Below are 21,956 nucleotides of genomic sequence, written 5' to 3'. Positions count from 1 at the left end.
TGGCTTAAAGGTATGCGGGCACAACGCATTGCTTGTGCTCGATGTGATGAATGAATTCCTCACGGAAGTTCTTGATCATGGCTTCGACCGGCATCGCGGCGGCTTCGCCGAGTGCGCAGATCGTACGGCCCTTGATGTTGAACGCGACATTGTTCAGCAGCTCGATGTCTTCCGGACGGCCTTGTCCGTTTTCGATACGGTGCACCATGCGGTACAGCCAGCCGGTGCCTTCGCGGCACGGCGTGCACTGGCCGCAGGACTCTTCGTAATAGAAATAGGACAGACGCAGCAGCGACTTCACCATGCAGCGCGTCTCGTCCATGACGATGACGGCGCCCGAACCCAGCATCGAGCCGGCTTTGGCGATCGAATCGTAGTCCATGTCGGTTTCCATCATGACTTCGCCACGGATGACCGGTGCCGACGAACCGCCTGGAATCACGGCCTTGATCTTTTTGCCGCCGCGCATACCGCCGGCCAGCTCGAGCAGCTTGGCGAACGGGGTGCCCAGCGGGATCTCGTAGTTGCCAGGACGCTCGACGTCGCCCGAGATCGAGAAGATCTTGGTGCCGCCGTTGTTCGGCTTGCCCATGCCCATGTAGTTCTCGGGGCCGACGTTCATGATGAACGGCACGGCGGCAAAGGTTTCGGTGTTGTTGATCGTGGTCGGCTTGCCGTACAGGCCGAACGAGGCCGGGAACGGCGGCTTGAAGCGCGGCTGTCCCTTTTTACCCTCCAAGGACTCCAGCAGCGCGGTTTCTTCGCCGCAGATGTAGGCGCCGTAGCCGTGCGCGGCGTGCAGCTGGAAGCTGAACGTCGAACCCATGATGTTATCGCCCAGGAAGCCGGCAGCGCGCGCCTCTTCCAGCGCTTCCTCGAAGCGCAGGTATTCCTGGAAGATCTCGCCGTGGATGTAGTTGTAGCCCACGGTAATGCCCATCGCGTAGGCGCCGATGGCCATGCCTTCGATCAGCGCGTGCGGGTTGTAGCGAATGATGTCGCGGTCCTTGAACGTGCCTGGCTCGCCTTCGTCGGTGTTGCAGACGAGGTATTTCTGGCCAGGGAACTGGCGCGGCATGAAGCTCCACTTCAGACCGGTCGGGAAACCGGCGCCGCCGCGGCCGCGCAGGCCCGAGGCCTTCAGGTCGGCGATGACCTGTTCCTGGGTGACGCCACCCTCGAGGATACGGCGCAGGGCCGAGTAGCCGCCGCGCTTCACGTAATCTTCCAGGTGCCAGTTTTCGCCGTTCAGATCCTTCAGGATCAGCGGATTGATGTGACGGTCGTGCAGGCTGGTCATTGCTTCGCTTCCTTCAATTCTTCCACCAGGGCGTCGATTTTCTCGAGGCTCATGAACGAGCACATGCGGTGGTTATTCACCAGCATGACCGGCGCATCGCCGCAGGCGCCCATGCACTCGCCTTCGAGCACGGTGAACTGGCCGTCTTCAGTGGTGCCGCGGAACTCGACGCCGAGTTTCTGCTTCAGGTGGTGCGCCGCGCGCTCGCCGCCCGACAGCGCGCACGGCAGGTTGGTGCACACGGTGATCTTGTGCTTGCCGACCGGGCGGGTGTTGTACATGTTGTAGAAGGTCGCGACTTCCTGCACGGCGATGGCCGGCATGCCGATGTAGTCGGCGACTTCCTGCATGGTATCGGGCGACAGCCAGCCCAGTTCGACCTGGGCGTGGGCCAGCGCGGCCATCACGGCCGACTGGCGCTGGTCGGCCGGGTACTTGGCCAACTCGCGGTCGATTTTTTTATAGCACTGCTCGGATAACAACATAATCTTTTCTGCCTTTGAGCTTATCGGTCAATAGAGCCGAACACGATGTCCTGGGTGCCGATGATCGTGACGGCGTCGGCGATCATGTGGCCGCGCGCCATCTCGTCCAGGCTCTGCAGGTGCGCATAGTCCGGGGTACGGATCTTCAGGCGGTATGGCTTGTTGGCGCCGTCGGAGACGATATAGATGCCGAACTCGCCCTTCGGATGCTCGACCGCGGCATAGGCCTCGCCCGGCGGGACGTGGAAGCCTTCGGTGAACAGCTTGAAGTGGTGAATCAGCGATTCCATGTTCGACTTCATCTCTTCGCGCGCAGGCGGGACGATCTTGTGGTTGTCGATCATCACCGGGCCCTGGTTCGCACGCAGCCAGGTAATGCACTGCTTGATGATGCGGTTCGACTGGCGCATCTCTTCCATGCGCACCAGGTAGCGGTCGTAGGAGTCGCCATTGGTGCCGACCGGGATGTCGAAGTCGAGCTTGTCGTACACGGCGTAGGGCTGGGTCTTGCGCAGATCCCACGCCACGCCCGAACCGCGCAGCATGGCGCCGGTGAAGCCCATCGCCTTCGCATCCTCGGGGCTGACCACGCCGATGCCGACCGTACGCTGCTTCCAGATACGGTTATCGGTCAGCAGGGTCTCGTATTCGTCGACATAGCCATCAAAACGTTTCGTGAACGCTTCGATGAAGTCGAGCACCGAGCCCTGGCGGTCTTCGTTCAGCTGGTCGATCGCCTTCTTGCTGCGGATGATCGATTCCTTGTGCTGCGGCATGCGGTCCGGCAGGTCGCGGTAGACGCCGCCCGGACGGTAGTAGGCCGCGTGCATGCGCGCGCCCGAGACGGCTTCATACACGTCGAACAGGTCTTCGCGGTCGCGGAAGGCGTACAGGAAGGGGCCCATGGCGCCGATGTCGAGCGCGTGCGCGCCCAGCCACATCAGGTGGTTCAGCAAACGGGTGATCTCGTCGAACATGACGCGGATGTACTGCGCGCGCACCGGCGCTTCGATGCCGAGCAGCTTTTCCACGGCCAGCACGTAGCCGTGCTCGTTGCACATCATCGACACGTAGTCGAGGCGGTCCATGTACGGCACCGACTGCAGATAGGTGCGCGTTTCGGCCAGCTTCTCGGTGCCGCGGTGCAGCAGGCCGATGTGCGGGTCGGCGCGCTGGATCACTTCGCCGTCGAGTTCGAGCACGAGACGCAGCACGCCGTGCGCTGCCGGGTGCTGCGGACCAAAGTTCAGGGTGTAATTCTTAAGCTCAGCCATTATTTCATCCCGTAGGTTTCTTCGCGGATCACGCGCGGAATGTTTTCACGCGGCTCGATCGTCACGGGTTGGTAGATCACGCGCTTCTGCTCGGGGTCGTAGCGCATTTCGACATAGCCCGAAATCGGGAAGTCCTTGCGGAACGGGTGGCCGATGAAGCCATAGTCGGTCAGGATGCGGCGCAGGTCGCCGTGTCCGTCGAACAGGATGCCGTACAGGTCGAAGGCTTCGCGCTCGTACCAGTTGGCGGCGCGCCAGATGCCGGTGATCGACTCCACGATCGGCATTTCGTCGTCGGGCGCGAACACGCGCACGCGCACGCGCCAGTTGTTCGCCAGCGACAGCAGGTGGGTGGTGACCGCGTAGCGCGGGCCGTCCCAGGTGCCTTCCCCATATTGGGAGTAGTCGACGCCGCACAAGTCGATCATTTCCTCGAATGCGAGGCTCGGATCGTCGCGCAGGGTCTGCATCGCCTTGAGGTAGTCGGCGGCCTTGACCACCACGGTCACTTCGCCGAGCGCCGCCGAAATGGCAGCGCCCTCGCCCAGGGCTTTTTCCAGGGCGAGTTGGAGGACTTCGATTTTTGTCGTCATGGTGTTTCCGGCAGTATTAACGCGCGATGGTGTTGGTGCGCTTGATCTTGTTCTGCAACTGCATGATGCCGTACAGCAGCGCTTCCGCCGTCGGCGGGCAGCCCGGCACGTAGACGTCGACCGGCACGATGCGGTCGCAGCCGCGCACCACCGAGTACGAGTAGTGGTAGTAGCCGCCGCCGTTGGCGCAGGAACCCATCGAGATCACCCAGCGCGGCTCTGCCATCTGGTCGTAGACCTTGCGCAGCGCCGGCGCCATCTTGTTGCACAGCGTGCCGGCGACGATCATCACGTCGGACTGGCGCGGGGATGGACGGAACACAATGCCGAAGCGGTCGAGGTCATAGCGGGCTGCGCCCACATGCATCATCTCGACCGCGCAACAGGCCAGGCCAAACGTCATCGGGAACATCGACCCGGTACGCGCCCAGTTGATCAGCTTATCGGCTGTGGTGGTAATAAAACCTTCGTTTAGAACGCCTTCATGAATAGCCATGGCTTATTCCCAATCAAGGGCACCTTTCTTCCAGATGTACCAGAAACCGACGACGAACTCGGCGATAAACACCATCATCGTGATGAAGCCGGTCCAGCCCAGTTCGCGCATGGAGACACCCCATGGGAAGAAGAATGCCGTTTCCAGATCAAACAAAATAAACAGAATCGCGACCAGATAGTAGCGGACGTCGAATTTCATGCGCGCGTCTTCGAAAGCTTCGAAGCCGCATTCGTAGGGAGAGAGCTTTGCCGCGTCGGGACGCTGCGGCCCGAGCAGGTACCCGAGCACCTGAGGTGCGACGCCGACACCGACGCCGATCAGGATGAAGAGAAGAACGGGGAAGTAATTTTCGAGGTTCACGATGGAGCCTATTTGAACGATCGGTTGATGAAACCACTGCATGCCTGCAGCGCCGTATCGCGCAATCCTGGCCACGTGCCACCAGGATCGTACGACTGATCCTCGTGAAAAAGCCAGCTTAGGCATGAGAGCAATTGCTCGTTTGCCCTTGCTGGCTTTTTCTGTATCTTGGTGCCGACGGCGAGACTCGAACTCGCACAGCTTGCGCCACTACCCCCTCAAGATAGCGTGTCTACCAATTTCACCACGTCGGCTGGAGACCAGTATTCTACCCTGCTTTAGCACCTTTTTTCAATGCACAAATTGAGGCATCTCAAGGAAAAACAGGGTTTTTCTCAAACTTTCCTTCGTTATGCCTTTGAAAACATGGCGAAAGAGGCATGAGAGCCGGACAACTGCCTTGGTCGGGCACATGCCGGGGTGTTACGAGGAACGACCAGGGGCTTGCGACCCCGCTTTGCAACCGCTATCAACTGGCCGGCTGCACGCGTGGACGATGAAGCCGCCCACCCTACACAAACCTTACTTGGCCGGGCCTGGTTCCGATTGCGCGGCTGGCGCCGGGGCCACGGTCGCTGGAACGGTTTCGGCTGGGCCTGCAGGCGGCACGTCGGCCGTCGGCGCGGCCGGCACGCCGGCGGTCGGCGCAGGCGCGTCGGCCGGGGTGGTCGTGGCCGGCACGTTGGCGCCGGCATTCGCCGGAACACCATTGCCCGGCGCAGCCATGCGCTCCATCACGCCGCCGCTCGGGGCGGCCGCGCCCGGGGTGCGGTTGTTGCTCATGTAGGCCAGCGACAGGGTCGAAGCGAAGAAGATGGCGGCAGCCACCGCGGTCGACTTCGACAGGAAGTTCGACGAACCGCTGGCGCCGAACAGACTGCCCGAGGCACCGGAACCGAAGGCGGCGCCCATATCGGCACCCTTACCGTGCTGCAGCAGCACCAGGGCAATGATTGCCAGTGCGGAGATAACCTGCACGACAATAACAAGATTGAACATCACGCTCATACCAATTCCATTCCAAGTTTAACTACGTTGCAAATTACGAATTCTGAAATCGCCGCCGCCAGTCAGGCGACCGCCTTACGCCGCCTGTATGATCGCCAGGAAGTCGGCCGCCTTGAGCGCCGCGCCCCCGATCAGGCCGCCGTCGATGTCGGCCTGGGCCAGCAGTTCGACCGCGTTGTCCGGCTTCATGCTGCCGCCGTACAGGATCGCGACCTTGTCGGCTGCCGCTGCGCTGCGCGCGCGCAGCTGGCTGCGCAGTTGCGCGTGCACTTCCTGGGCCATGGCCGGCGTGGCCGTCTTGCCAGTACCGATCGCCCAGACCGGCTCATAGGCGACCACGATACGCTCCACCATGCCTTCGTCAAGCAGTTCCAGCACGGCGGCCATCTGCTTGCCGACGACGGCATTCGTTTGTTCCGCCTCGCGCTGCGCGAGCGTTTCGCCCACGCAGACGATCGGGGTCAGGCCGGCGTTCAATGCCGCCAGCGCCTTTTGCGCCACCAATTCGTCGCTCTCGCCATGGTAGGCGCGGCGTTCGGAGTGGCCGACGATCACATAGCGGCAGCCGAAATCGGCCAGCATCGCCGCCGCGACTTCGCCCGTGTAGGCGCCGCTCGCATGCACAGACACATCCTGCGCGCCCCAGGCCAGCGGGGCGCCGGCGAGCGCATCGGCGCATTGATGCAGATAGGGTGCCGGCACACATACGGCTGCACTCGCCTTGCCGTTGCCCTGGCCGAGACCCTCGACAATACCAGCCAGCAGCGTCGCGTTGTTCGCGCGGCTGCCATTCATCTTCCAGTTGCCTACAACGAGTTTGGGACGCATATTACCCCACAGTCAAATAACCCGCTATTCTAGCTGCCGTTACTGGGACGGTCAAACAATGGCTGAGCCGGCGTATTGAAAAGACGTCAATGGATTTGAACCGGCGCCACGATTGATCCGGCGAACAGCCGCTGCGCAGCCGCGCGCCTCACACCACCTGCAACACGATCTTCCCCACATGCGTGCTCGACTCCATCAGCGCATGCGCCGCGGCCGCCTCTTCCAGCGGGAAGGTTTTGTAGATCACCGGCTTGACCTTGCCGGTTTCGAGCAGCGGCCACACCCGCTCGCGCAGCTTTTGCGCGATCGCGCCCTTGAAGGCGACCGGCCGCGGCCGCAGGGTCGAGCCGCTGATGCTCAGGCGCCGGCGCAGTACCTGGCCCAGATCCACATTCGCCTTGGCCCCGCCCAGCAGCGCGATCAGGGCGATGCGGCCGTCATCGGCCAGGCAGTCGATCTCGCGCGCGACGTAGTCGCCGGCCACCATGTCGAGCACCACGTCGACGCCCTTCCCGCCCGTGAGCTCCTTCACCACCGCCACGAAATCCTCGCTGCGGTAGTTGATCCCGCGCTCGGCGCCGAGTTCTTCGCAGGCGCGGCACTTCTCGTCGCTGCCGGCGGTGGCGAACACGCGGTGGCCGAGGGCCGTGGCGAGCTGGATGGCGGTCACGCCGATGCCCGAGGTGCCGCCCTGCACCAGCAGCGTCTCGCCCTGCGCCAACTGCGCGCGGTCGAAGACGTTCGTCCAGACCGTGAAGAAGGTTTCCGGCAGCGAAGCCGCTTCCGCCATCGACAGGCCTTGCGGCACCGGCAGGCATTGCGCCAGGGGTGCGGCGCAGTATTCGGCATAGCCGCCGCCCTGCACCAGCGCGCAGACCATGTCGCCCCTGACGAAGCCGCTGCCCTCCAGGTCGCCGTCGACGATCTCGCCCGCCACTTCCAGCCCCGGCAGGTCGGAGGCGCCCGGCGGCACCGGATAGTGCCCCAGGCGTTGCAGCACGTCGGGCCGATTGATGCCCGCCGCGTGCACCCGGATCAGGACTTCGCCGGCCTTCAGTTCCGGCATCGGCCGCTCGCAAGGCTGCAAGACCTCGGGTTTGCCCGGCTGGGTGATTTCGATGGCGCGCATGGTTCGGTCTCCCTTGAGAAAACAACAATTGTACGTCAGCGCAGGCATTCCCGTTTCTGTTGCCGGAAGGAGAATATATGTTCTATTTATATGCTCAAACGCAAACAAATTCTTTAATGCATGAGCTTTTAGGGGAACTTTAGAGCTAGCACAACGATCTCGTCCGTCGCCTCCTTGTCCGGCTTATCCCTGCCGCATAGATTGGAGGACGCGAGCTCAGCCAGTCGAGCCGTCCCTACCAATTTTCGAGGAGCACGATCATGCATCCGACATCGTCCGCCCTGTCCGACCTTGTCCGCCGCACGGCGGCGCTGTTTTCCCGTCCCACGTTGGAAAGCCGACCGCGCCGCGGCCTGCTGCTCGGCGGCGCCGCGCTCGCGGTCGCGCTCGCCCTGCCCGGACAGTACGCCGGCGCCCAGGACTGGCATACCGAGCGCTGGACGGGTACCTGGGGCGCGGCGCCCTCCGGCCCGCCGCCAGCAGCCAATCTGCAGACCTTCACCGACCAGACCCTGCGCCTGATCGTCCATACCAGCATCGGCGGCAACCGCGTGCGCATCCGCCTGTCGAACGAGTTCGGCACGACGCCGCTGCGCATCGGCGCGGCCCGCATCGGCCTGCGCGCCGGCGGTTCCGACGTCGCCCCCGGCACCGACCTCGCCCTCACCTTCGGCGGCAACACGGCGATCACGGTCCCGCCCGGCGCGCCTATCCTGTCGGATCCCGTCGAACTGAACGTGCCGGCCCTGTCGGATCTGGCCATCAGCCTGTATTTGCCGGGGACGGTCGAGGCCAACACGATCCACAACGTCGGCTCGCAAACCAACTACATCTCGCTGCCGGGCGACTTCACGGCCGCTGCCACCCTGCCCGTGCAGCGCACGGTCACCTCCTGGCCCTTCCTTACCGAAGTGGACGTGGACGGCGCCGGCGCCGCGATCGTGACCCTGGGCGACTCGATCACCGACGGCACGCGCAGCACGCCCGACACCAACAATCGCTGGCCCGACTGGCTGGCGCGGCGCCTGCAGACCGTGCGCGATCCTGTGCTGGGCATCAACGGCCGCCTGGGTTTGGTGAATCGCGGCATCAGCGCCAACCGCCTGCTGAGCAATCCGGTGAACCTGCTGGGTGGGCGCAGCATCCTCGAACGCTTCGACCGCGACGTCCTGGCCACCGCGGGCGTGCGCTACATGACGCTGATGATCGGGATTAACGACATCGGCAACAGCCCGGCCACCAGTCCAATCCCGGCGGCCGACCTGATTGCCGGCTACCGCCAGGTGATCGCGCGCGCCCACGCCAAGGGCATCGCCGTGTTCGGCGCGACCCTGACGCCCTTCGAAGGCGCGGGCTATTACTCGCCCGAGAAGGAAGTCGTGCGCCAGGCCGTAAACAACTGGATCCGGTCGAGCGACGAGTTCGACGGCGTGATCGACTTCGACCTCGCCACGCGCGACCCGGCGCACCCGACGCGCTTCCTGCCGGCCTACGACAGCGGGGACCATCTGCATCCGAACGATTTGGGGTATCAGGCGATGGGCAATGCGGTGCCGCTGGGTTTGTTCAGGTCCTTGGGGGCGGCGGCGGTGAAGCCGCTGAAGCAGAAGGGGGAAAGCGTGGTGCAATAGCTTGAGACGGTACGGTATTCGACCGCAGGTACGCGTGGGCTCGTTGAGCCCACCCTACGGTGCACCACCATCCGTAGCAAGTTCATGGAACGGTGGCGTAACGTAGGGTGGGCTCCCCGAGCCCATGCGTGATACGTACCGGCTCCGTCATCGTGCCCGATGATCTCGCCGCTACGTATTACAAATCGCCGGGCGATTATTTGCTGATCAACACCGGCTCATCAAGCCCCAGCGCCTTCATCCGCGGCAGCTGGGTCTTCGCATCGCCCACCACCAGCCACACCATCTTCGACGGATCCAGGTATTTCTCCGACAGCGCATGGATGCGCGGCAGGGTCATCGCCTTGACGATCTGCTCGCGCTCCTTCACGTAGTCCGGGCGCCAGCCGTACTTGCTGATGTTGTCCAGCATCCCCAGCTTGGCCGCGGCCGTCTCGAAGGCGCGGGCGTTGCTCTTGACGAGGAAGTTGCGGGTCGTCTCGAGGTCGGCTGCCGAATAGGTGCTTGGGTAGGTCTGCAGGATCTCCTTCACCAGCTGCGCCGATTCCAAAGTCACGTTGCTGCGCACGCCGCTGGCGATGATGAAGGGCCCGGCGCTCCCGGTGCCCGAGAAGCTCGAATTGATGCCGTAGGTGTAGCCCTTGCCTTCACGCAGTTGCTGGGTCAGGCGCGAAGCGAAGCCACCGCCGCCCAGGATGTAGTTCATCACGGTCGCCGGGTAGTAGTCGGGATCGGTCACGGCCAGCGCGCGGTAGCCCACGTGCAGCACCGACTGCTTGGCATCCGGCACGTCGACGAAATAGACCTTGGCCGGCGCGCCGCTCGCCACCTTCGATGGCGCCGGCAGCGCGACCGGCTTGGCCTTCCAGGCGCGCTCCAGCTTCGCGAGCGAACGCGTGACGGTCGCCTTCGGCAAGGCGCCGACCACATGCATGCGCGCGTTCGACGGGGTCAGGTTGGCGGCGTAATAGGCCTTCAGGTCGTCGATGGTGATCGCGTTCACGGTCTCGGCGGTGCCCAGGATGTTGCGCGAGCGGAGATCGTCCTTCGCATAGACCAGCTTGGCGAAATTGATGCTGGCCAGGGCATTCGGATCGGCTTCCTGCTGGCGGATCTGGCTCAGCACGCTTTGCTTGATGAGGGCGAATTCTTTTTCGTCCCAGCGCGGCTGCAGCAGGATCTCTTGCACCAGATCCAGGGTCGCGGCGTAGTTGCGCGCCAGGGTCGTGACGCTGATGCGCACGTCCTCGGTACGGGCAGTCACGTTGATCGTCGCGCCCAGCTGCAGGATCGCCTCTTCCAGTTCCTGCGGGGTCTTGGTCGCGGTGCCCTGGGTCATCAGGCGCGCCATCAGGTTGGCCACGCCGACCTTGTCGAGTTTATCGAGCAGCAGGCCGCCGTCGATGGCGATGTCGAACTGCACCAGCGGCACTTCGCGGTTCTCGATGCCGGCCACGCGCATGCCGTTGGCGAGCGTCGTGTTCCACACGGCCGGCACCTTCACGGCAGGCGTCTCGCCGTAGGGCGGCTCCTTGCTGCGGTCGAAGCTGGACGGGGTCTTGGCGTACTCCGCGTTCGCGCTCGGATCGACCGCGTTCTCGGCGCCCTGCACCACTTTCTCTTCGACGACCTCGGCCTTGCTGGAGCCCGTCAGCGCCAGCGCCAGCTTGCCTTTCGGGACGAAGCTGGTGGCCACGAAAGGCTTGCCCTTGATGTAGGTGTCGTACACGCGGCGCACGTCGGCGCCCGTCACGGCCAGGGTCTTTCTGACGCCTTCGCTCACATAGCCCGGATTGCCGGTCAGGTAGTTGTACTCGGCCAGCAGCGCCGACTTGCCGAGCACGCTCGACACCGAGTTGTAGAAACGGGTTTCCAGGCCAGCCTTGATGCGGTTCAGGTCTTTCTCGGCGATGCCCTCTTTCTCGAACTTGGCGAAGGCCTGGTCGACCGCGCCCGCCACCTGGTCGAGGGGTTTATTTTCGAAGGCGCGGATGCGCAGCATGAACTGGCCCGCCAGTTCCGAGGCCTGGTTGCCGATCTGGACGTTCGGCGCGAGTTTGGCGTCTTCCACCAGCACCTGGTAGAAGGGTGCGCGCTTGGTCTGCGACAGGTATTCGGCCAGCACCTCCAGCGCGTACGAATCCGGATGCAGGTCTTCGACGGTCGGCCAGGCCATGGTCAGTTCCGGCAGCTTGGCGAAGTTGTCCTCGTGCGCCAGCTTCACGGTCTGCTTGACGACGCCCGGACGCTTGACCATCGGCTTCACCGCCTCGCCGCGCTTGATCTCGGAAAAATACTTCTCGACCCATTTGCGCGCCTGGACGGGATCGAAGTCGCCGGCCAGTACCAGGGTCACGTTGTTCGGCACGTACCAGAGGCGGAAGAATTCCTTGACGTCGTCCAGGGTCGCGTTCTGCAGGTCGTCGAGCGAGCCGATCACCTGCCAGTTGTACGGATGGTCGGCCGGGTACAGGGCCTTGTTGATGACGTAGCGGGTGTGTCCGTAAGGCGCGTTGTCGACGCCCTGGCGTTTTTCGTTCTTGACGACCTGCTTTTCCTTGGCCAGCACCGGATCGGTCACGGTGTTGATGAACCAGCCGAGCTTGTCCGCTTCGGCCCAGATCATCTTTTCCAGCGCGTCCTTCGGCACCGTCTGCAGGTAGTTGGTGCGGTCCTGCGAGGTCGAGCCGTTGGCGCCGGAGCCGCCGATGCGCGCCGTCATCTTGTCGAGCCCGCCCTTGCCGAGGTTTTCCGATTCCAGGAACAGCAGGTGTTCGAACAGGTGGGCGAAGCCCGTGCGCCCCACCTTCTCGCGGCTCGAGCCGACGTGGGCCGTCAGGTTGACGGCGACCACCGGATCGGAACGATCGATGTGGAAGATCACCTCCAGGCCGTTGGGCAGCGTGAACTTCTGGAAGTCCACCTTCAGCGCGGGTGCGGCGGCTTTCGCGGCTGCTTTCTGTACGGCAGCGGCGTGGGCCGGCGCCGCTGCGGTTCCCGCGAAGGTGGACGCCACGCAGGCGGCCAGCAGGAGGGTCGGGCTAACAATCTTCATGCAATCAATTCCTCACAAGAATACGAACGGTCGGCGCGCGGTCGGCCGGCACGCCCAAGGTTCTGGATACTATTGCAATTTCCTGATTGCTACAACGTGTTCATGACCGTGTGGGCGCGAGGCACAGACCCGTAGAGCGTGTGAAAAAATCGTCAGGGCAAGGCGCATCGTCGAAGACAGTACAAAGGTACGGCGAGACGATGCAACGCAGCCATGGCGATTTTTTCACACGCTCGTAGGGTGCGCGGCTTGACCCTTCGCCCGGCGCACTGGCGACGTATGCGCCGCCCACCCTACTGTCCAGAGTAACCAGTGCGGGATCAGCCTCCACCCGTCTTCGACTGCGACGGTAGCGGCGTCCCCACCTTCCAGGTGCGCGACAAGGCCTGCGCCTCCTCGATCTGCTCCTGCGTCATGGTCTTGGCGATGGCCGCGCGCTGGCCCACCGCATTGTGGTTGCCGCCGGCCGCGGCCAGGTTCCACAGCATGTAGGCGATCACCGGGTCGCCCGGCACGCCGGCCACGTGATAGCGGTACATCAGCCCGAGCGCGTGCTGGGCTTCGCCGTGGCCCTGCTCGGCCGCCTTGCGGAACCAGGTGACGGCATGCTTCTGGTCTTGCGGCACGGCGTTGCCGGTGTAGTACATGGCGCCCACGACGTACTGGGCGTCGGACTTGCCCTGCTGCGCTGCCTTCAGGTGCCATTGGAACGCCTGCTTGTAATCGCGCGCGACGCCGCGGCCCATGTAATACATCAAGCCCAGCAAGTGCTGGGCATCGGCGTGGCCGGCGCGCGCCAAAGGCGCGATTTCCTTCATCGCCTGCGCGTAATTGCGCGCGTTGTAGGCGCTGGCTCCCTCGGGGAAGCCCGCCTGCGCCGTGCCGGCCAAGCCGAAACTCAGCCCCAGCGCCAGCAGGATCGCTACTGTGAATTTTTTCATTGTCTCTGTGCGTAGATCGGTCTTTCGCCTACCTTTACTGCCATTTTTTAGACACGCAATCGATTACTTCCAGCTGACCTTGCCCAGTCCGTCGACGCTCACCCGGCGATTGAGCGGCTTGCCGTAGACTGTGACCGAACCCATGCCCGACAGGTTCAGGTTCGCGCTCTGGTGCGCCGTGACCGTGGCGTTGCCCAGGCCCGACAGCTCCAGCGTCACGCTGTCGGCCGCGAACTGCTGCGCATCGAGTCCACCCAGACCGCCCAGTTCCGCTTTCAGCATCTTGCTGCGCCCGACCAGGGTCACGTAGCCGGCGCCCTGCAGGTCGAGCGTGATGCGTTCGCTGTTCATGCCGGCCAGCCGCATGCTGCCCACGCCGCCCAGGCTGGCGGAAATCAGGCGGAAGTCCGCGTTCACGTTCATCGAGCCGGCGCCGTCGAGCGAGAGTTCCAGCTCCTCGCCGCGGAAACCCGTGATTTCGGTCATGCCGACGCTCTCCGAACTCACTTCGCGCAGGTTCGGCATCACGATCTCGGCGCGCACGCCATTCCTGCGGTTCATGCGCGTTTCGCGCGCTTCGGTGCCGATCACGACCGTGTCGCCGCTTTGCAGCGTCGTCATCTGCGCGATCCAGCGCGGGTCGCCGGTGAGCACCAGCGTGGCTGGATTGCCCTGGCGCACCCGCAGGTCGACCACGCCATCGATCTTGATGCGCACCACGCGCGCGTCCAGCGGGCGGGTTTCAGTAGTGGTCTCCGGCGCGGCCGATGCCATGCGCACCAGCGCCAGCAGTCCGAGGGCCGCCAGGCCGAGCTTGAAAAATTTGGTCATGTGCTTCTCCGCTTCCGTTGCATGTTCTTGTTCGTGGCCCTGCCGAGTCTTTTCAACATCCTGTCAATACAGACTGCGTCGCGCGCCACCCTACCAGCAAGCCTTGCCGGTTTCCAGCAAAACCGTGATTACCCGACAATTTTTGTACAGTTTGCCAATGAGATCACTATAGCAAGCGCCTCATGCAGAGCAGCCCGGATTGCGACAGACTGCCGATTCCGGGGACAGGACGACAAATCGGCGTCGTGTTCGTCCGGCACAGGGCCGGCATGCATATATAAAAAAATTAATGAATTGCATGTCCTTGCGCTAAGATTGAATGCTCCCCGCACGTGCCCGCGCGGTGGATTTTCATTCGACTCAGCCATCTATTCGAGGTCATCAATGCGCATGCGCCAACTTCCCGTCCTGCTGGCCGGGCTCGGCTTGTCGTTCTCCGTCCTTGCCGCTCCCGCAGCGGCGACGGGCGACAAGTGGGATCTGCCGGTCCACACCAGAAAACTCGACAACGGCCTGACGGTCATCGTCACCGAAGACCACAGCTCGCCCACCGTCGGCGTCTCCGTCGTCTACCACGTCGGCATGCGCCTCGAGCCGAAGAACCGCACCGGCTTCGCCCACCTGTTCGAGCACCTGATGTTCCAGGGCACGCCGAACGCGCCGAAGGGCGTCTTCGACAAGACCATCACCGGCGGCGGCGGCCGCAACAACGGCTCGACCCGCGCCGACTTCACCAACTACATCGAAACGGCGCCGGCCTCCTCGCTCGAACCGATCCTGTGGCTGGAAGCCGACCGCATGAAGACACTCGACTTCAACAAGGAAACGCTGAAGAACCAGCAGGACGTGGTCAAGGAAGAAATCCGCGTCAACGTGAAGAACCAGCCTTACGGCGGCTTCATGTGGATCGACATCGGCCAGCACGCCTTCCAGAAGTGGGAGAACAACCACGATGGCTACGGCAGCTTCGAAGACCTGGAGAACGCCAGCCTGGAAGACGTGCGCGCCTTCCACCGCGACTACTACGGCCCGAACAACGCGGTGCTGGCGATCGCCGGCGACGTCACCCCGGCGCAAGGCTTCGCGCTGGCCCAGAAATACTTCGGCGGCATTCCGGCGCGGCCGGTGCCGAAAGGCGGCGACTTCTCCGAACCGCTGAATAAGGTCGAAAAGCGCATCGAGCAGAGCGACGCCCTGGCCCAGGTGCCGGCGCTGGCCGCCGCCTGGAAGATGCCGGAGCGCGGCAGCCCTGACCAGGCGCCGATGGCCGTGCTGGGCGAACTGCTGGCCGGCGGCGACGCCTCCGTCCTGTACCAGGGCCTGGTCAAGGGCCGCGAACTGGCGCTGAACACCGACGTCCTGTTCGGTCTCACCAGCCCGTGGGAATTCGACGGCCCCACCCTGTTCACCGTCTACGCGATGTACAAGCCGACGACGAACGCCGACACCATCCTCAACGCGATGGACGAGGAGATCGCCAGGATCGTCACGAACGGCGTCGACGACGCGACCCTCAAGCGCGTCAAGACGCGCATGCTGGCGGACTGGAACAACGGCCTGGAAAGCTTCATCAGCCGCGCCGACACCCTGGCGCGCCTGCAGACCCTGTGGGGCGACGCGAACGTCGTCAACAAGATCCCCGGCTGGATCGAAGGCGTGAGCTCGAAGGACATCCAGCGCGCCGCCTCGATCTACCTGGTCAAGAACAACCGCACCGTCATCGACCGCAAGCCCGTCGCCAAGACCGCGGCTGCCGGTGCCCAATCTGCGCCGGCTGTCGGCGCACAAACCAAGCCGGCTGCCGGCGCACAGAAGTAAGGAGCGCATCGATGAAAGCACTGATGCTGACACTGGCCGTCTCGCTGGCCTTCGCCCCACATGCGTTCGCTGCCGACGCACCCGCCGCCGCCAAGGCCAACGCCATGCCGCCCTACGGCAAGGACAAGCCGATCCCGACGCCGAAGATCGTCAAGAAGACCCTCTCCAACGGCATGATCGTCTGGGTCGTGCCGCGCCAGGGCCTGCCGCGCGTGGACTACGTGCTGGCCGTGCGCGGCGCCGGCTATGCGGCCGACGACAAGGCGCATCCCGGCTTCGCCAGCCTGCTGGCCTCGATGGTCAACGAAGGCAGCGCCAAGCGCGACTCGCGCGCGATCGCCGAAGCGGCCCAGGGCATGGGCGGATCGGTCGCCGCCGGCGCGGCCTCGGACGGCATCTTCGTCCAGGCCAATGCGGTGGCTTCGCAGGCCGGGAACATGATGTCGCTGCTGGCCGAAGTGGCGCGCACGCCGAACTTCCCGGCCAAGGAAGTCGAGCTGGCCAAGGCCAACGCGCTGCAGGCCCTGCGCGCGGCCGAAGCCACCCCGCGCTTCCGCGCCGAACGCGCGATCAACCAGGCCGTGTACGGCGAGCACCCGTACGGCTACACCCAGCCGACCGAGGCCTCGATCACCACCACTACCCAGGAACTGCTGCGCCTCGAACACGCCAAGCGCTTCCGTCCCGATCGCGCCCTGCTGGTGATCACCGGCCGCATCGGCGAGGCCGAGGCGATGAAGCTGGCCCAGGCCGCGTTCGGCGACTGGAAGGCCGCAGGCCCGGCGCTGGCCGACACGGCGCCGGCGCCGCGCGCGGCCAAGCCCGCGCGCATCCTGCTCCAGCGCGGCGGCAGCGTGCAGTCGACCATCCGCGTCGGCGGCCCCGGCATCCAGGCCAGCGCCGACGAACAGGTGCCGCTGCGCCTGGCCAGCACCATCCTCGGCGGCGGCTTCTCCAGCCGCGTCAACATCAACCTGCGCGAGCAGAAGGGCTATACCTACGGCGCTTCGGCCGGTGCGCGCATGAACCGCGTCGGCGGCGCCATCGTCGGCGGCGCCGACGTGCGCAACGAAGTCACGGGCGCGGCGCTGACTGAATACATGAACGAGTACAAGCGCATCGGCAGCGAACTGGTGCCCGCGGACGAAATGACGATGAACAAGCGTTATGTCGCCGGCGGCTACCTGATCAGCAACCAGCTGCAGGGCGCCGTGGCGAGCACGCTGGCGCAGAACTGGCTGATCGGCCTGCCGCCCGAGTTCCTCGGCCAGTACGTGCCGCTGATCCAGAAGGTGACGCCGCAGCAGGTGCGCGACGTGTCGAAGAAGTATTTCGCACCGGAGGCGCAGTCGATCGTCGTGGTCGGCGACCCGGCGGCGGTGGCCGAGCAGTTGAAGCCCTTCGGCGAGTTCACGGTGCGCGAGAAGTAAGACGCATTGTCCGGATCGATGCCCGCCAAGTGCGGGCATTTTTTTTGCGGCCGGGTATGCACGGACACGAAACGCGGGCATGCCCGCCCTACGTGCAACGACCGGTAACGGTGACGAACCGGGTTCACCGGCATGTCCACGGGCCTACGGGCGCGCTCGAACGGCCACCGCGTGCAGGCATTATTTTGGCGGCCGGGTGGGCATCGACACAAAACGCGGGCATGCCCGCCCTACGTGAAACGACCGGTAACGGTGATGAACCGGGTTCACCGGCATGTCCACGGGCCTACGGGCGCGTTCGAACGGCCACCGCGTGCAGGCATTATTTTGGCGGCCGGGTGGGCATCGACACAAAACGCGGGCATGCCCGCCCTACGTGAAACGACCGGCAACGGTGGTGCACCGTAGGGCGGGCATGCCCGCGTTACGGCGTTCGCAAAACCGCGGCGCCTCACTGCAAGAGCGCACTCCCCCGCTCGCGCCGGAGCGCACTCATTACCTCGCGCACCGGCAAGTGGTACGCCAGCTCCGTATTCGTGTGGTGCCACGCATTCTTCGGCCGCACCTCGACCTCGATCGCTGGATTCGAATTCATCGCACCGAACCAGTCTGCCTCCCCCATCACGTCGACGATCCAGCGGTAGCGCGGCGGCATGGCGATCGCGGCGGAGACGGTGACGATGCCGACACCGCCCAAGTGCCCGTCGGCCCCGGCTTCGCGCAGCGCGTACAGCGCTTCCGAGATCACCAGGTTGCCCTTCGAATGCCCGGTCAGGAGGCCGAAGCGGAAGCGCTCGTCCGTCAGCAGCGCGCACAGCGTGCGTGTGTCGAGGCTGGCGTGGGCGACGTTCGGCATGTCGGGACTGAGGTCGAACACGGTGCCGCGCGTGAGGTCGTCGAGCTGCTCGAACGCGTGGCGCATGCGGTTGAGCGTGCCGAACCAGAACCAGCCGCCCAGCGCCTCAGTGAACAGGTCGGCCAGGCCGTAGCCCGACACCAGCGCCGCCACCGGTTCGCCGAAAGCGTCGGCGACGTTGCGGGCATAGGCGGCCGTGCCCAGCGCGGAACTGCCGACACCGGCCACGGCGAGGATGCGCACACGCGCGCCGCCGGCCTGCGCGAAGTCCTCGATGTCCGGGCACATGCGCAGGCTGCCTGCGCCCGAGGGCGGCACGATCAGCAAGGCGCCCTCGCAGGCCAGCCAGGGCGCCAGCGCGGCGGCCTCGGCGGGCTCGATGACTTTCAGGTCGTAGAAGATGGCGTCGAGCGCCGTGTTGCGGCGGCGCCAGAGTTCGAGCGAGGCTTCGCGCAAGGGCGACTTCGCCCCGGCCAGCGCGGCTGGGGTATTGCGCTGCAACTGGGCGGAGGCAAGTACGAGCGGGGTCTCGAGCGGCGACAGCGGGGGCATGGGGCTTCCTCGGTAGCGTCCGGCCGGCGTCGGGATGACGCCGCGGCTCACGCTAAGAGGCGGCGCGCGGCCCGAAGTTCACCGCTGCGCCCGCTGCACAGCGCAAACCAGCAGCTCAGCCGCGCAGCGCCTTTTCCAGGTCGTCCAGCTCGGCCGGCTTGACCAGGTGGGCGTCGAAGCCCGCCTCCTGGGCGCGGCGCCGGTCTTCGGGAGAGCCGTAGCCGGTGTGCGCCACCAGGCGGACGTGCTTCAGTTGGTCGTGCGCCTTGAGCATGCGCGCCAGCTGATAGCCGTCCGCGCCCGGCAGGCCAATGTCGAGCACGATCACCTGCGGCCGGTGGCGCAGCGCCAGCGCCTCGATCTGGCTGGCGTCCGAAGTCGTCCAGGTCTCGTGGCCCATCTCGGCCAGCAGGAAGCCCATCATCTCCATGGCGTCGACGTTGTCGTCCACCAGCAGCACGCGCAGGCCGCTGCCGGCATTGTCCGCTTCGCTTGCCGCGTCCACCGCGCATGCGGCGCCCGTCGTGCGCAGCACCGGCAGCTCCACCGTGAAGGTGCTGCCCAGGCCGATGCCCGGGCTGTCGGCGCGCAGCTGGCCGCCGTGCATCTCGAGCAGGCGCGACACCAGCGACAGGCCGATGCCCAGGCCCTCCGGCGCCCGATCCGGCGGCACCGCCGCCTGCGCGAACATGCCGAAGATGCGCGGCAGGTTGTCCTCGGCGATGCCGATGCCGTTGTCGGCCACGGCGATGTGCACATGATCGCCGTCGAGCGACACGGTCAATGCGATCTCGCCGCCCTTCGGGGTGAACTTGGCGGCGTTGTGCAGCAGGTTGCCCATCGATTGCGCCAGGCGCACCGGGTCGCCGGCGACCCAGATCTGGCACTCGGGCTGGTGCAGGTCGAGCTTGTGGCCGCGCGCCGCGATCAGCGGGCCGGCCGTTTCCAGCGCCTGTTCGATGACGGCGCCCAGGTTCACCTCTTCGCGGCGCAGCACGATCTTGCCTTCCGAGATGCGCGCCACGTCGAGCAGGTCGTCGACCAGGTGCGCCAGGTGATCGACCTGGCGCAGGATGACTTCGCGCGCGCGGCCCTGGCGCTCGGCCGCGTTTTCGCCGCCCACGCCGAGGAGCGTCGCGGCATTGCGGATCGGGCTTAGAGGATTGCGCAGCTCGTGCGCGAGCGTGGCCAGGAACTGGTTCTTGTTGGCGTCGGCCGCGCGCAGCAGCGCTTCCATTTCCTTGCGCGCCGAGATGTCGCTGGTGACGCGCGCCACGCGGTAGACCTCGCCGCGCGCGTTCCTGACCGCGAACACGCGGTCGCGCACCCAGCGCATGGCGCCGTCGGGCATTACCAGGCGGAATTCCTCGTCATAGTGCGGCTGGGTCGCCAGCGCGGCCCAGCGCCCGGCCAGGCGCGCGCGGTCGTCCGGATGCACGACCTCGAGCCAGCTGCCGTGCTGGCGCTTGAGTGTCTCGACGCTGCGGCCCCAGATGGCCGCATAGGCCGGGCTCACGTAGGCCAGCAGGCCGTCAGGCACCGAGAACATCCAGAACACGTCCTCGATGTTGTCGGTCAGCTGGCGAAAGCGCTCCTCGCCCTCGCGCAGCGCGTCCTGGGTCTGGCGCATGCGCAGCAGCGCATTCACGTTGGCGATCAGCTCGTCGGCCTCGATCGGCGCGGCCAGGTAGTTATCGGCGCCGCCTTCCAGGCCGCGGATCTTGTCGGCGCGCCCGGTCAGCGCGGCCGAGGTCTGCAGCACCAGCACGCCGTTGGTGTCGGGGTCGGCCTTGATGCGGCGGCAGACCTCGATGCCGTTGATGTCGGGGAGCTTCACGTCCAGCAGCACCAGCGCCGGATCGTCCTCGCGGACCATCGCCAGCGCATCGGTGCCGTTGGCCGCTTCCAGCACCCGGAAGCCCGCGCTTTGCAGGATACGGGTCTTGGCGTAGCGGGCGCCGTCGTTGTCGTCGACGTTGAGGATGATGGGGGGATTGGCTGTCATGGTTCGGTCTTGTCAGGCGGTCTTGTCAGGCGTTATCCGGCGGAGGGGGCAAGTGTCGGGGCAGCGTCAGCACGAAGGTCGAACCGACACCGGGGCGGCTGGTGACGTCGACGCGTCCGCCCAGCAGTTCGGCCAGGCGCCGGCACAGCGGCAGGCCCAGGCCGGTGCCCTTGCTGCGCCGCTGCAGCGGATTTTCGACCTGGGTGAACTCTTCGAAGATCAGCTGCAGGTGCTCGGCGTCGATGCCGATGCCGGTATCGGTCACGGCGAAGCGCAGCGTGTCGCTGGCCTCGTCGCGCTCCGCGCTCACGCGCACCGAGCCCTGCTCGGTGAATTTCAGTGCGTTCGAAATGAAATTGCGCAGGATCTGGGACAGCATGCCCTCGTCCGATTCGAACGTTTCCTCGACGGCGTTGTCGAAAACGAGCTCGACCCGCTCGCCGTCCACCAGCGGGCGCATCATGCCTTTCAGGGCGCGGAACAGGTTTTCCACCACGACCGGCGCACCCTGCGCCTCCACCCGCCCGGCCTCGATCTTGGCCAGGTCGAGCAGGTCGTTGACGAGCTCCGACATCTCGGTGGCCGTGCGCTCGATCAGGTAGACCTGGCGCTCCTGCTCGGGCGTGAGCTCGCCGTCCATGCGGTCGAGCAGCAGCTTCGACAGCGCACGGATCGAGGACAGCGGCGTGCGCAGTTCGTGGCTGGTATTCGACAGGAAGCGCGACTTCATCTCGTCGGCGCGGCGCAGGCGCTCGGCCTTGTCCTCGATTTCGGCATACAGGGCGACGATGCCGCGGTTGGTGTCTTCCAGTTCGCGCGTCAGTTCGAGCAGATCCTCCTGGCGCTCGCGCAGTTCGGCCAGGGTTTCGACCAGCTCGCGGTTCTGCTGCTGCATTTCCTCGTACGAGTTCGAGGCCGGCGTGGCCGCCAGTTCGGTGGCGATCTGCGCCAGCAGGGTCGGGCTGACCGGCGCCTGCGGCGGCAGCGCCTTGCGCATGCGCACCGCGAATCCGGCGCCCTCGTCGCGCACGCAGCCATCCATCAGGCGGTGCGCGGTGACCAGCGCCTGATCCACGATGGCCGCGGCCTCGCTGCCGGCGGCCTCCACGCCGCCCGCGCTCACGGTGACTTCGAGCTGCTGGCGCGCATGGCCGTCGGCCAGGACGAAGACGGCGCGCGCATTGCAGCCGCCATGGCAGGCCGCGCGCGCCACTTCCGAGACCGCCGTGGCGATGCGCACCTGATCCTGCTTGGCGAAACCGAGCAGCTTCGACACCTGGCGCGCACGCTGGCGCACCAGCACGACATCGGTATCGCCCTCGAGGGCGACGTTCAGGATGCGCTGGCTCACGGCAATCCCC

General features: G+C 65.3%; 18 protein-coding genes and 1 tRNA gene. 3 read left to right on the top strand and 16 right to left on the bottom strand.

Features of this window, described 5'->3' with window-relative positions; all coding sequences use genetic code 11:
- Positions 1 to 4: 4 nt before the first annotated feature.
- From nuoF to ASF77_RS01720, 10 genes are all read right to left on the bottom strand, one after another.
- Entirely contained in the window at positions 5 to 1,300 is a 1,296-nt protein-coding gene (nuoF, locus tag ASF77_RS01765; RefSeq protein WP_056333549.1) for an NADH-quinone oxidoreductase subunit NuoF, read from the bottom strand.
- Positions 1,297 to 1,785: an NADH-quinone oxidoreductase subunit NuoE gene (gene nuoE, locus ASF77_RS01760; protein ID WP_056333546.1), complete on the bottom strand. Its 489-nt coding sequence runs from the start codon at positions 1,783 to 1,785 to the stop codon at positions 1,297 to 1,299. The genes nuoF and nuoE overlap by 4 nt, the downstream gene beginning before the upstream one ends.
- 20 nt (positions 1,786 to 1,805) lie before the next feature.
- Positions 1,806 to 3,059 carry an NADH-quinone oxidoreductase subunit D gene (locus ASF77_RS01755; RefSeq protein ID WP_056333543.1) on the bottom strand — a complete coding sequence of 418 codons (1,254 nt, stop codon included), beginning with the start codon at positions 3,057 to 3,059 and terminating at the stop codon, positions 1,806 to 1,808.
- Complete coding sequence (locus ASF77_RS01750) at positions 3,059 to 3,652, bottom strand: NADH-quinone oxidoreductase subunit C (protein WP_056333539.1); 594 nt, start codon at positions 3,650 to 3,652, stop codon at positions 3,059 to 3,061. The genes ASF77_RS01755 and ASF77_RS01750 overlap by 1 nt, the downstream gene beginning before the upstream one ends.
- A 16-nt stretch (positions 3,653 to 3,668) precedes the next feature.
- Entirely contained in the window at positions 3,669 to 4,148 is a 480-nt protein-coding gene (locus ASF77_RS01745) for an NADH-quinone oxidoreductase subunit B family protein (protein WP_056333529.1), read from the bottom strand.
- A 3-nt stretch (positions 4,149 to 4,151) separates the two neighbouring features.
- The gene (locus ASF77_RS01740; RefSeq protein WP_056336180.1) at positions 4,152 to 4,511 is read right to left on the bottom strand and encodes an NADH-quinone oxidoreductase subunit A; all 360 of its coding nucleotides are present in this window, start codon (positions 4,509 to 4,511) and stop codon (positions 4,152 to 4,154) included.
- Between the two features lie 169 nt (positions 4,512 to 4,680).
- Positions 4,681 to 4,765, bottom strand: a tRNA-Leu gene (locus ASF77_RS01735).
- Between the two features lie 268 nt (positions 4,766 to 5,033).
- Positions 5,034 to 5,519 (bottom strand): preprotein translocase subunit SecG, encoded by a 486-nt coding sequence (gene secG / locus ASF77_RS01730; protein WP_056333526.1) that lies wholly within the window; start codon positions 5,517 to 5,519, stop codon positions 5,034 to 5,036.
- 75 nt (positions 5,520 to 5,594) lie between these two features.
- Positions 5,595 to 6,347 carry a triose-phosphate isomerase gene (gene tpiA / locus ASF77_RS01725; protein ID WP_082493499.1) on the bottom strand — a complete coding sequence of 251 codons (753 nt, stop codon included), beginning with the start codon at positions 6,345 to 6,347 and terminating at the stop codon, positions 5,595 to 5,597.
- Positions 6,348 to 6,495: 148 nt separating this feature from the next.
- The gene (locus ASF77_RS01720; protein WP_056333520.1) at positions 6,496 to 7,476 is read right to left on the bottom strand and encodes an NAD(P)H-quinone oxidoreductase; all 981 of its coding nucleotides are present in this window, start codon (positions 7,474 to 7,476) and stop codon (positions 6,496 to 6,498) included.
- A 260-nt stretch (positions 7,477 to 7,736) separates the two neighbouring features.
- Here ASF77_RS01720 and ASF77_RS01715 point away from each other — a divergent pair, with 260 nt between their 5' ends.
- Positions 7,737 to 9,107 carry an SGNH/GDSL hydrolase family protein gene (locus tag ASF77_RS01715; protein WP_056333519.1) on the top strand — a complete coding sequence of 457 codons (1,371 nt, stop codon included), beginning with the start codon at positions 7,737 to 7,739 and terminating at the stop codon, positions 9,105 to 9,107.
- Between the two features lie 196 nt (positions 9,108 to 9,303).
- Here ASF77_RS01715 and ASF77_RS01710 read toward each other — a convergent pair whose 3' ends face one another.
- The 3 genes from ASF77_RS01710 to ASF77_RS01700 form a co-directional block, all read right to left on the bottom strand.
- Positions 9,304 to 12,162, bottom strand: a complete 2,859-nt coding sequence (locus tag ASF77_RS01710; RefSeq protein ID WP_082493498.1) for a pitrilysin family protein — start codon at positions 12,160 to 12,162, stop codon at positions 9,304 to 9,306.
- A gap of 320 nt (positions 12,163 to 12,482) precedes the next feature.
- Complete coding sequence (locus ASF77_RS01705; protein ID WP_056333516.1) at positions 12,483 to 13,103, bottom strand: tetratricopeptide repeat protein; 621 nt, start codon at positions 13,101 to 13,103, stop codon at positions 12,483 to 12,485.
- 63 nt (positions 13,104 to 13,166) lie between these two features.
- Positions 13,167 to 13,934 carry a GIN domain-containing protein gene (locus tag ASF77_RS01700; protein ID WP_056333513.1) on the bottom strand — a complete coding sequence of 256 codons (768 nt, stop codon included), beginning with the start codon at positions 13,932 to 13,934 and terminating at the stop codon, positions 13,167 to 13,169.
- 390 nt (positions 13,935 to 14,324) lie between these two features.
- On the opposite strand from ASF77_RS01700, the gene ASF77_RS01695 reads away from it, so the two are divergent.
- Together ASF77_RS01695 and ASF77_RS01690 are read left to right on the top strand one after the other, a co-directional pair.
- Entirely contained in the window at positions 14,325 to 15,752 is a 1,428-nt protein-coding gene (locus tag ASF77_RS01695; protein WP_229445190.1) for a pitrilysin family protein, read from the top strand.
- A gap of 11 nt (positions 15,753 to 15,763) precedes the next feature.
- Positions 15,764 to 17,182: a pitrilysin family protein gene (locus ASF77_RS01690; protein ID WP_056333508.1), complete on the top strand. Its 1,419-nt coding sequence runs from the start codon at positions 15,764 to 15,766 to the stop codon at positions 17,180 to 17,182.
- 451 nt (positions 17,183 to 17,633) lie between these two features.
- Here the strand turns inward: ASF77_RS01690 and ASF77_RS01685 are convergent, their stop codons facing one another.
- The 3 genes from ASF77_RS01685 to ASF77_RS01675 all read right to left on the bottom strand — a co-directional run bounded on the left by ASF77_RS01685 (position 17,634) and on the right by ASF77_RS01675 (position 21,946).
- Entirely contained in the window at positions 17,634 to 18,590 is a 957-nt protein-coding gene (locus ASF77_RS01685) for a hypothetical protein (RefSeq protein ID WP_056333505.1), read from the bottom strand.
- Positions 18,591 to 18,705: 115 nt separating this feature from the next.
- Entirely contained in the window at positions 18,706 to 20,595 is a 1,890-nt protein-coding gene (locus tag ASF77_RS01680) for a response regulator (protein ID WP_056333501.1), read from the bottom strand.
- A 25-nt stretch (positions 20,596 to 20,620) separates the two neighbouring features.
- Positions 20,621 to 21,946, bottom strand: coding sequence for a sensor histidine kinase (locus tag ASF77_RS01675; protein ID WP_229445188.1), 1,326 nt, complete (start codon positions 21,944 to 21,946; stop codon positions 20,621 to 20,623).
- Between the last annotated feature and the right edge of the window lie 10 nt (positions 21,947 to 21,956).

Source organism: Massilia sp. Leaf139, from assembly GCF_001424165.1.
In the GTDB taxonomy this organism is placed as follows: domain Bacteria; phylum Pseudomonadota; class Gammaproteobacteria; order Burkholderiales; family Burkholderiaceae_D; genus Telluria.
This window is presented reverse-complemented; position numbering and strand designations above follow the sequence as displayed.

Excerpts from the sequence above, each read along its gene's own strand:
- tpiA (WP_082493499.1), bottom strand. The coding sequence starts at position 6,347 with ATGCGTCCCAAACTCGTTGTAGGCAACTGGAAGATGAATGGCAGCCGC.
- ASF77_RS01680 (WP_056333501.1), bottom strand. The coding sequence starts at position 20,595 with ATGACAGCCAATCCCCCCATCATCCTCAACGTCGACGACAACGACGGC.
- ASF77_RS01705 (WP_056333516.1), bottom strand. The coding sequence starts at position 13,103 with ATGAAAAAATTCACAGTAGCGATCCTGCTGGCGCTGGGGCTGAGTTTC.
- ASF77_RS01720 (WP_056333520.1), bottom strand. The coding sequence starts at position 7,476 with ATGCGCGCCATCGAAATCACCCAGCCGGGCAAACCCGAGGTCTTGCAG.
- ASF77_RS01755 (WP_056333543.1), bottom strand. The coding sequence starts at position 3,059 with ATGGCTGAGCTTAAGAATTACACCCTGAACTTTGGTCCGCAGCACCCG.
- ASF77_RS01710 (WP_082493498.1), bottom strand. The coding sequence starts at position 12,162 with ATGAAGATTGTTAGCCCGACCCTCCTGCTGGCCGCCTGCGTGGCGTCC.
- nuoF (WP_056333549.1), bottom strand. The coding sequence starts at position 1,300 with ATGACCAGCCTGCACGACCGTCACATCAATCCGCTGATCCTGAAGGAT.
- nuoE (WP_056333546.1), bottom strand. The coding sequence starts at position 1,785 with ATGTTGTTATCCGAGCAGTGCTATAAAAAAATCGACCGCGAGTTGGCC.
- ASF77_RS01690 (WP_056333508.1), top strand. The coding sequence starts at position 15,764 with ATGAAAGCACTGATGCTGACACTGGCCGTCTCGCTGGCCTTCGCCCCA.
- ASF77_RS01695 (WP_229445190.1), top strand. The coding sequence starts at position 14,325 with ATGCGCCAACTTCCCGTCCTGCTGGCCGGGCTCGGCTTGTCGTTCTCC.
- ASF77_RS01700 (WP_056333513.1), bottom strand. The coding sequence starts at position 13,934 with ATGACCAAATTTTTCAAGCTCGGCCTGGCGGCCCTCGGACTGCTGGCG.
- ASF77_RS01715 (WP_056333519.1), top strand. The coding sequence starts at position 7,737 with ATGCATCCGACATCGTCCGCCCTGTCCGACCTTGTCCGCCGCACGGCG.
- ASF77_RS01745 (WP_056333529.1), bottom strand. The coding sequence starts at position 4,148 with ATGGCTATTCATGAAGGCGTTCTAAACGAAGGTTTTATTACCACCACA.
- ASF77_RS01685 (WP_056333505.1), bottom strand. The coding sequence starts at position 18,590 with ATGCCCCCGCTGTCGCCGCTCGAGACCCCGCTCGTACTTGCCTCCGCC.
- secG (WP_056333526.1), bottom strand. The coding sequence starts at position 5,519 with ATGAGCGTGATGTTCAATCTTGTTATTGTCGTGCAGGTTATCTCCGCA.
- ASF77_RS01750 (WP_056333539.1), bottom strand. The coding sequence starts at position 3,652 with ATGACGACAAAAATCGAAGTCCTCCAACTCGCCCTGGAAAAAGCCCTG.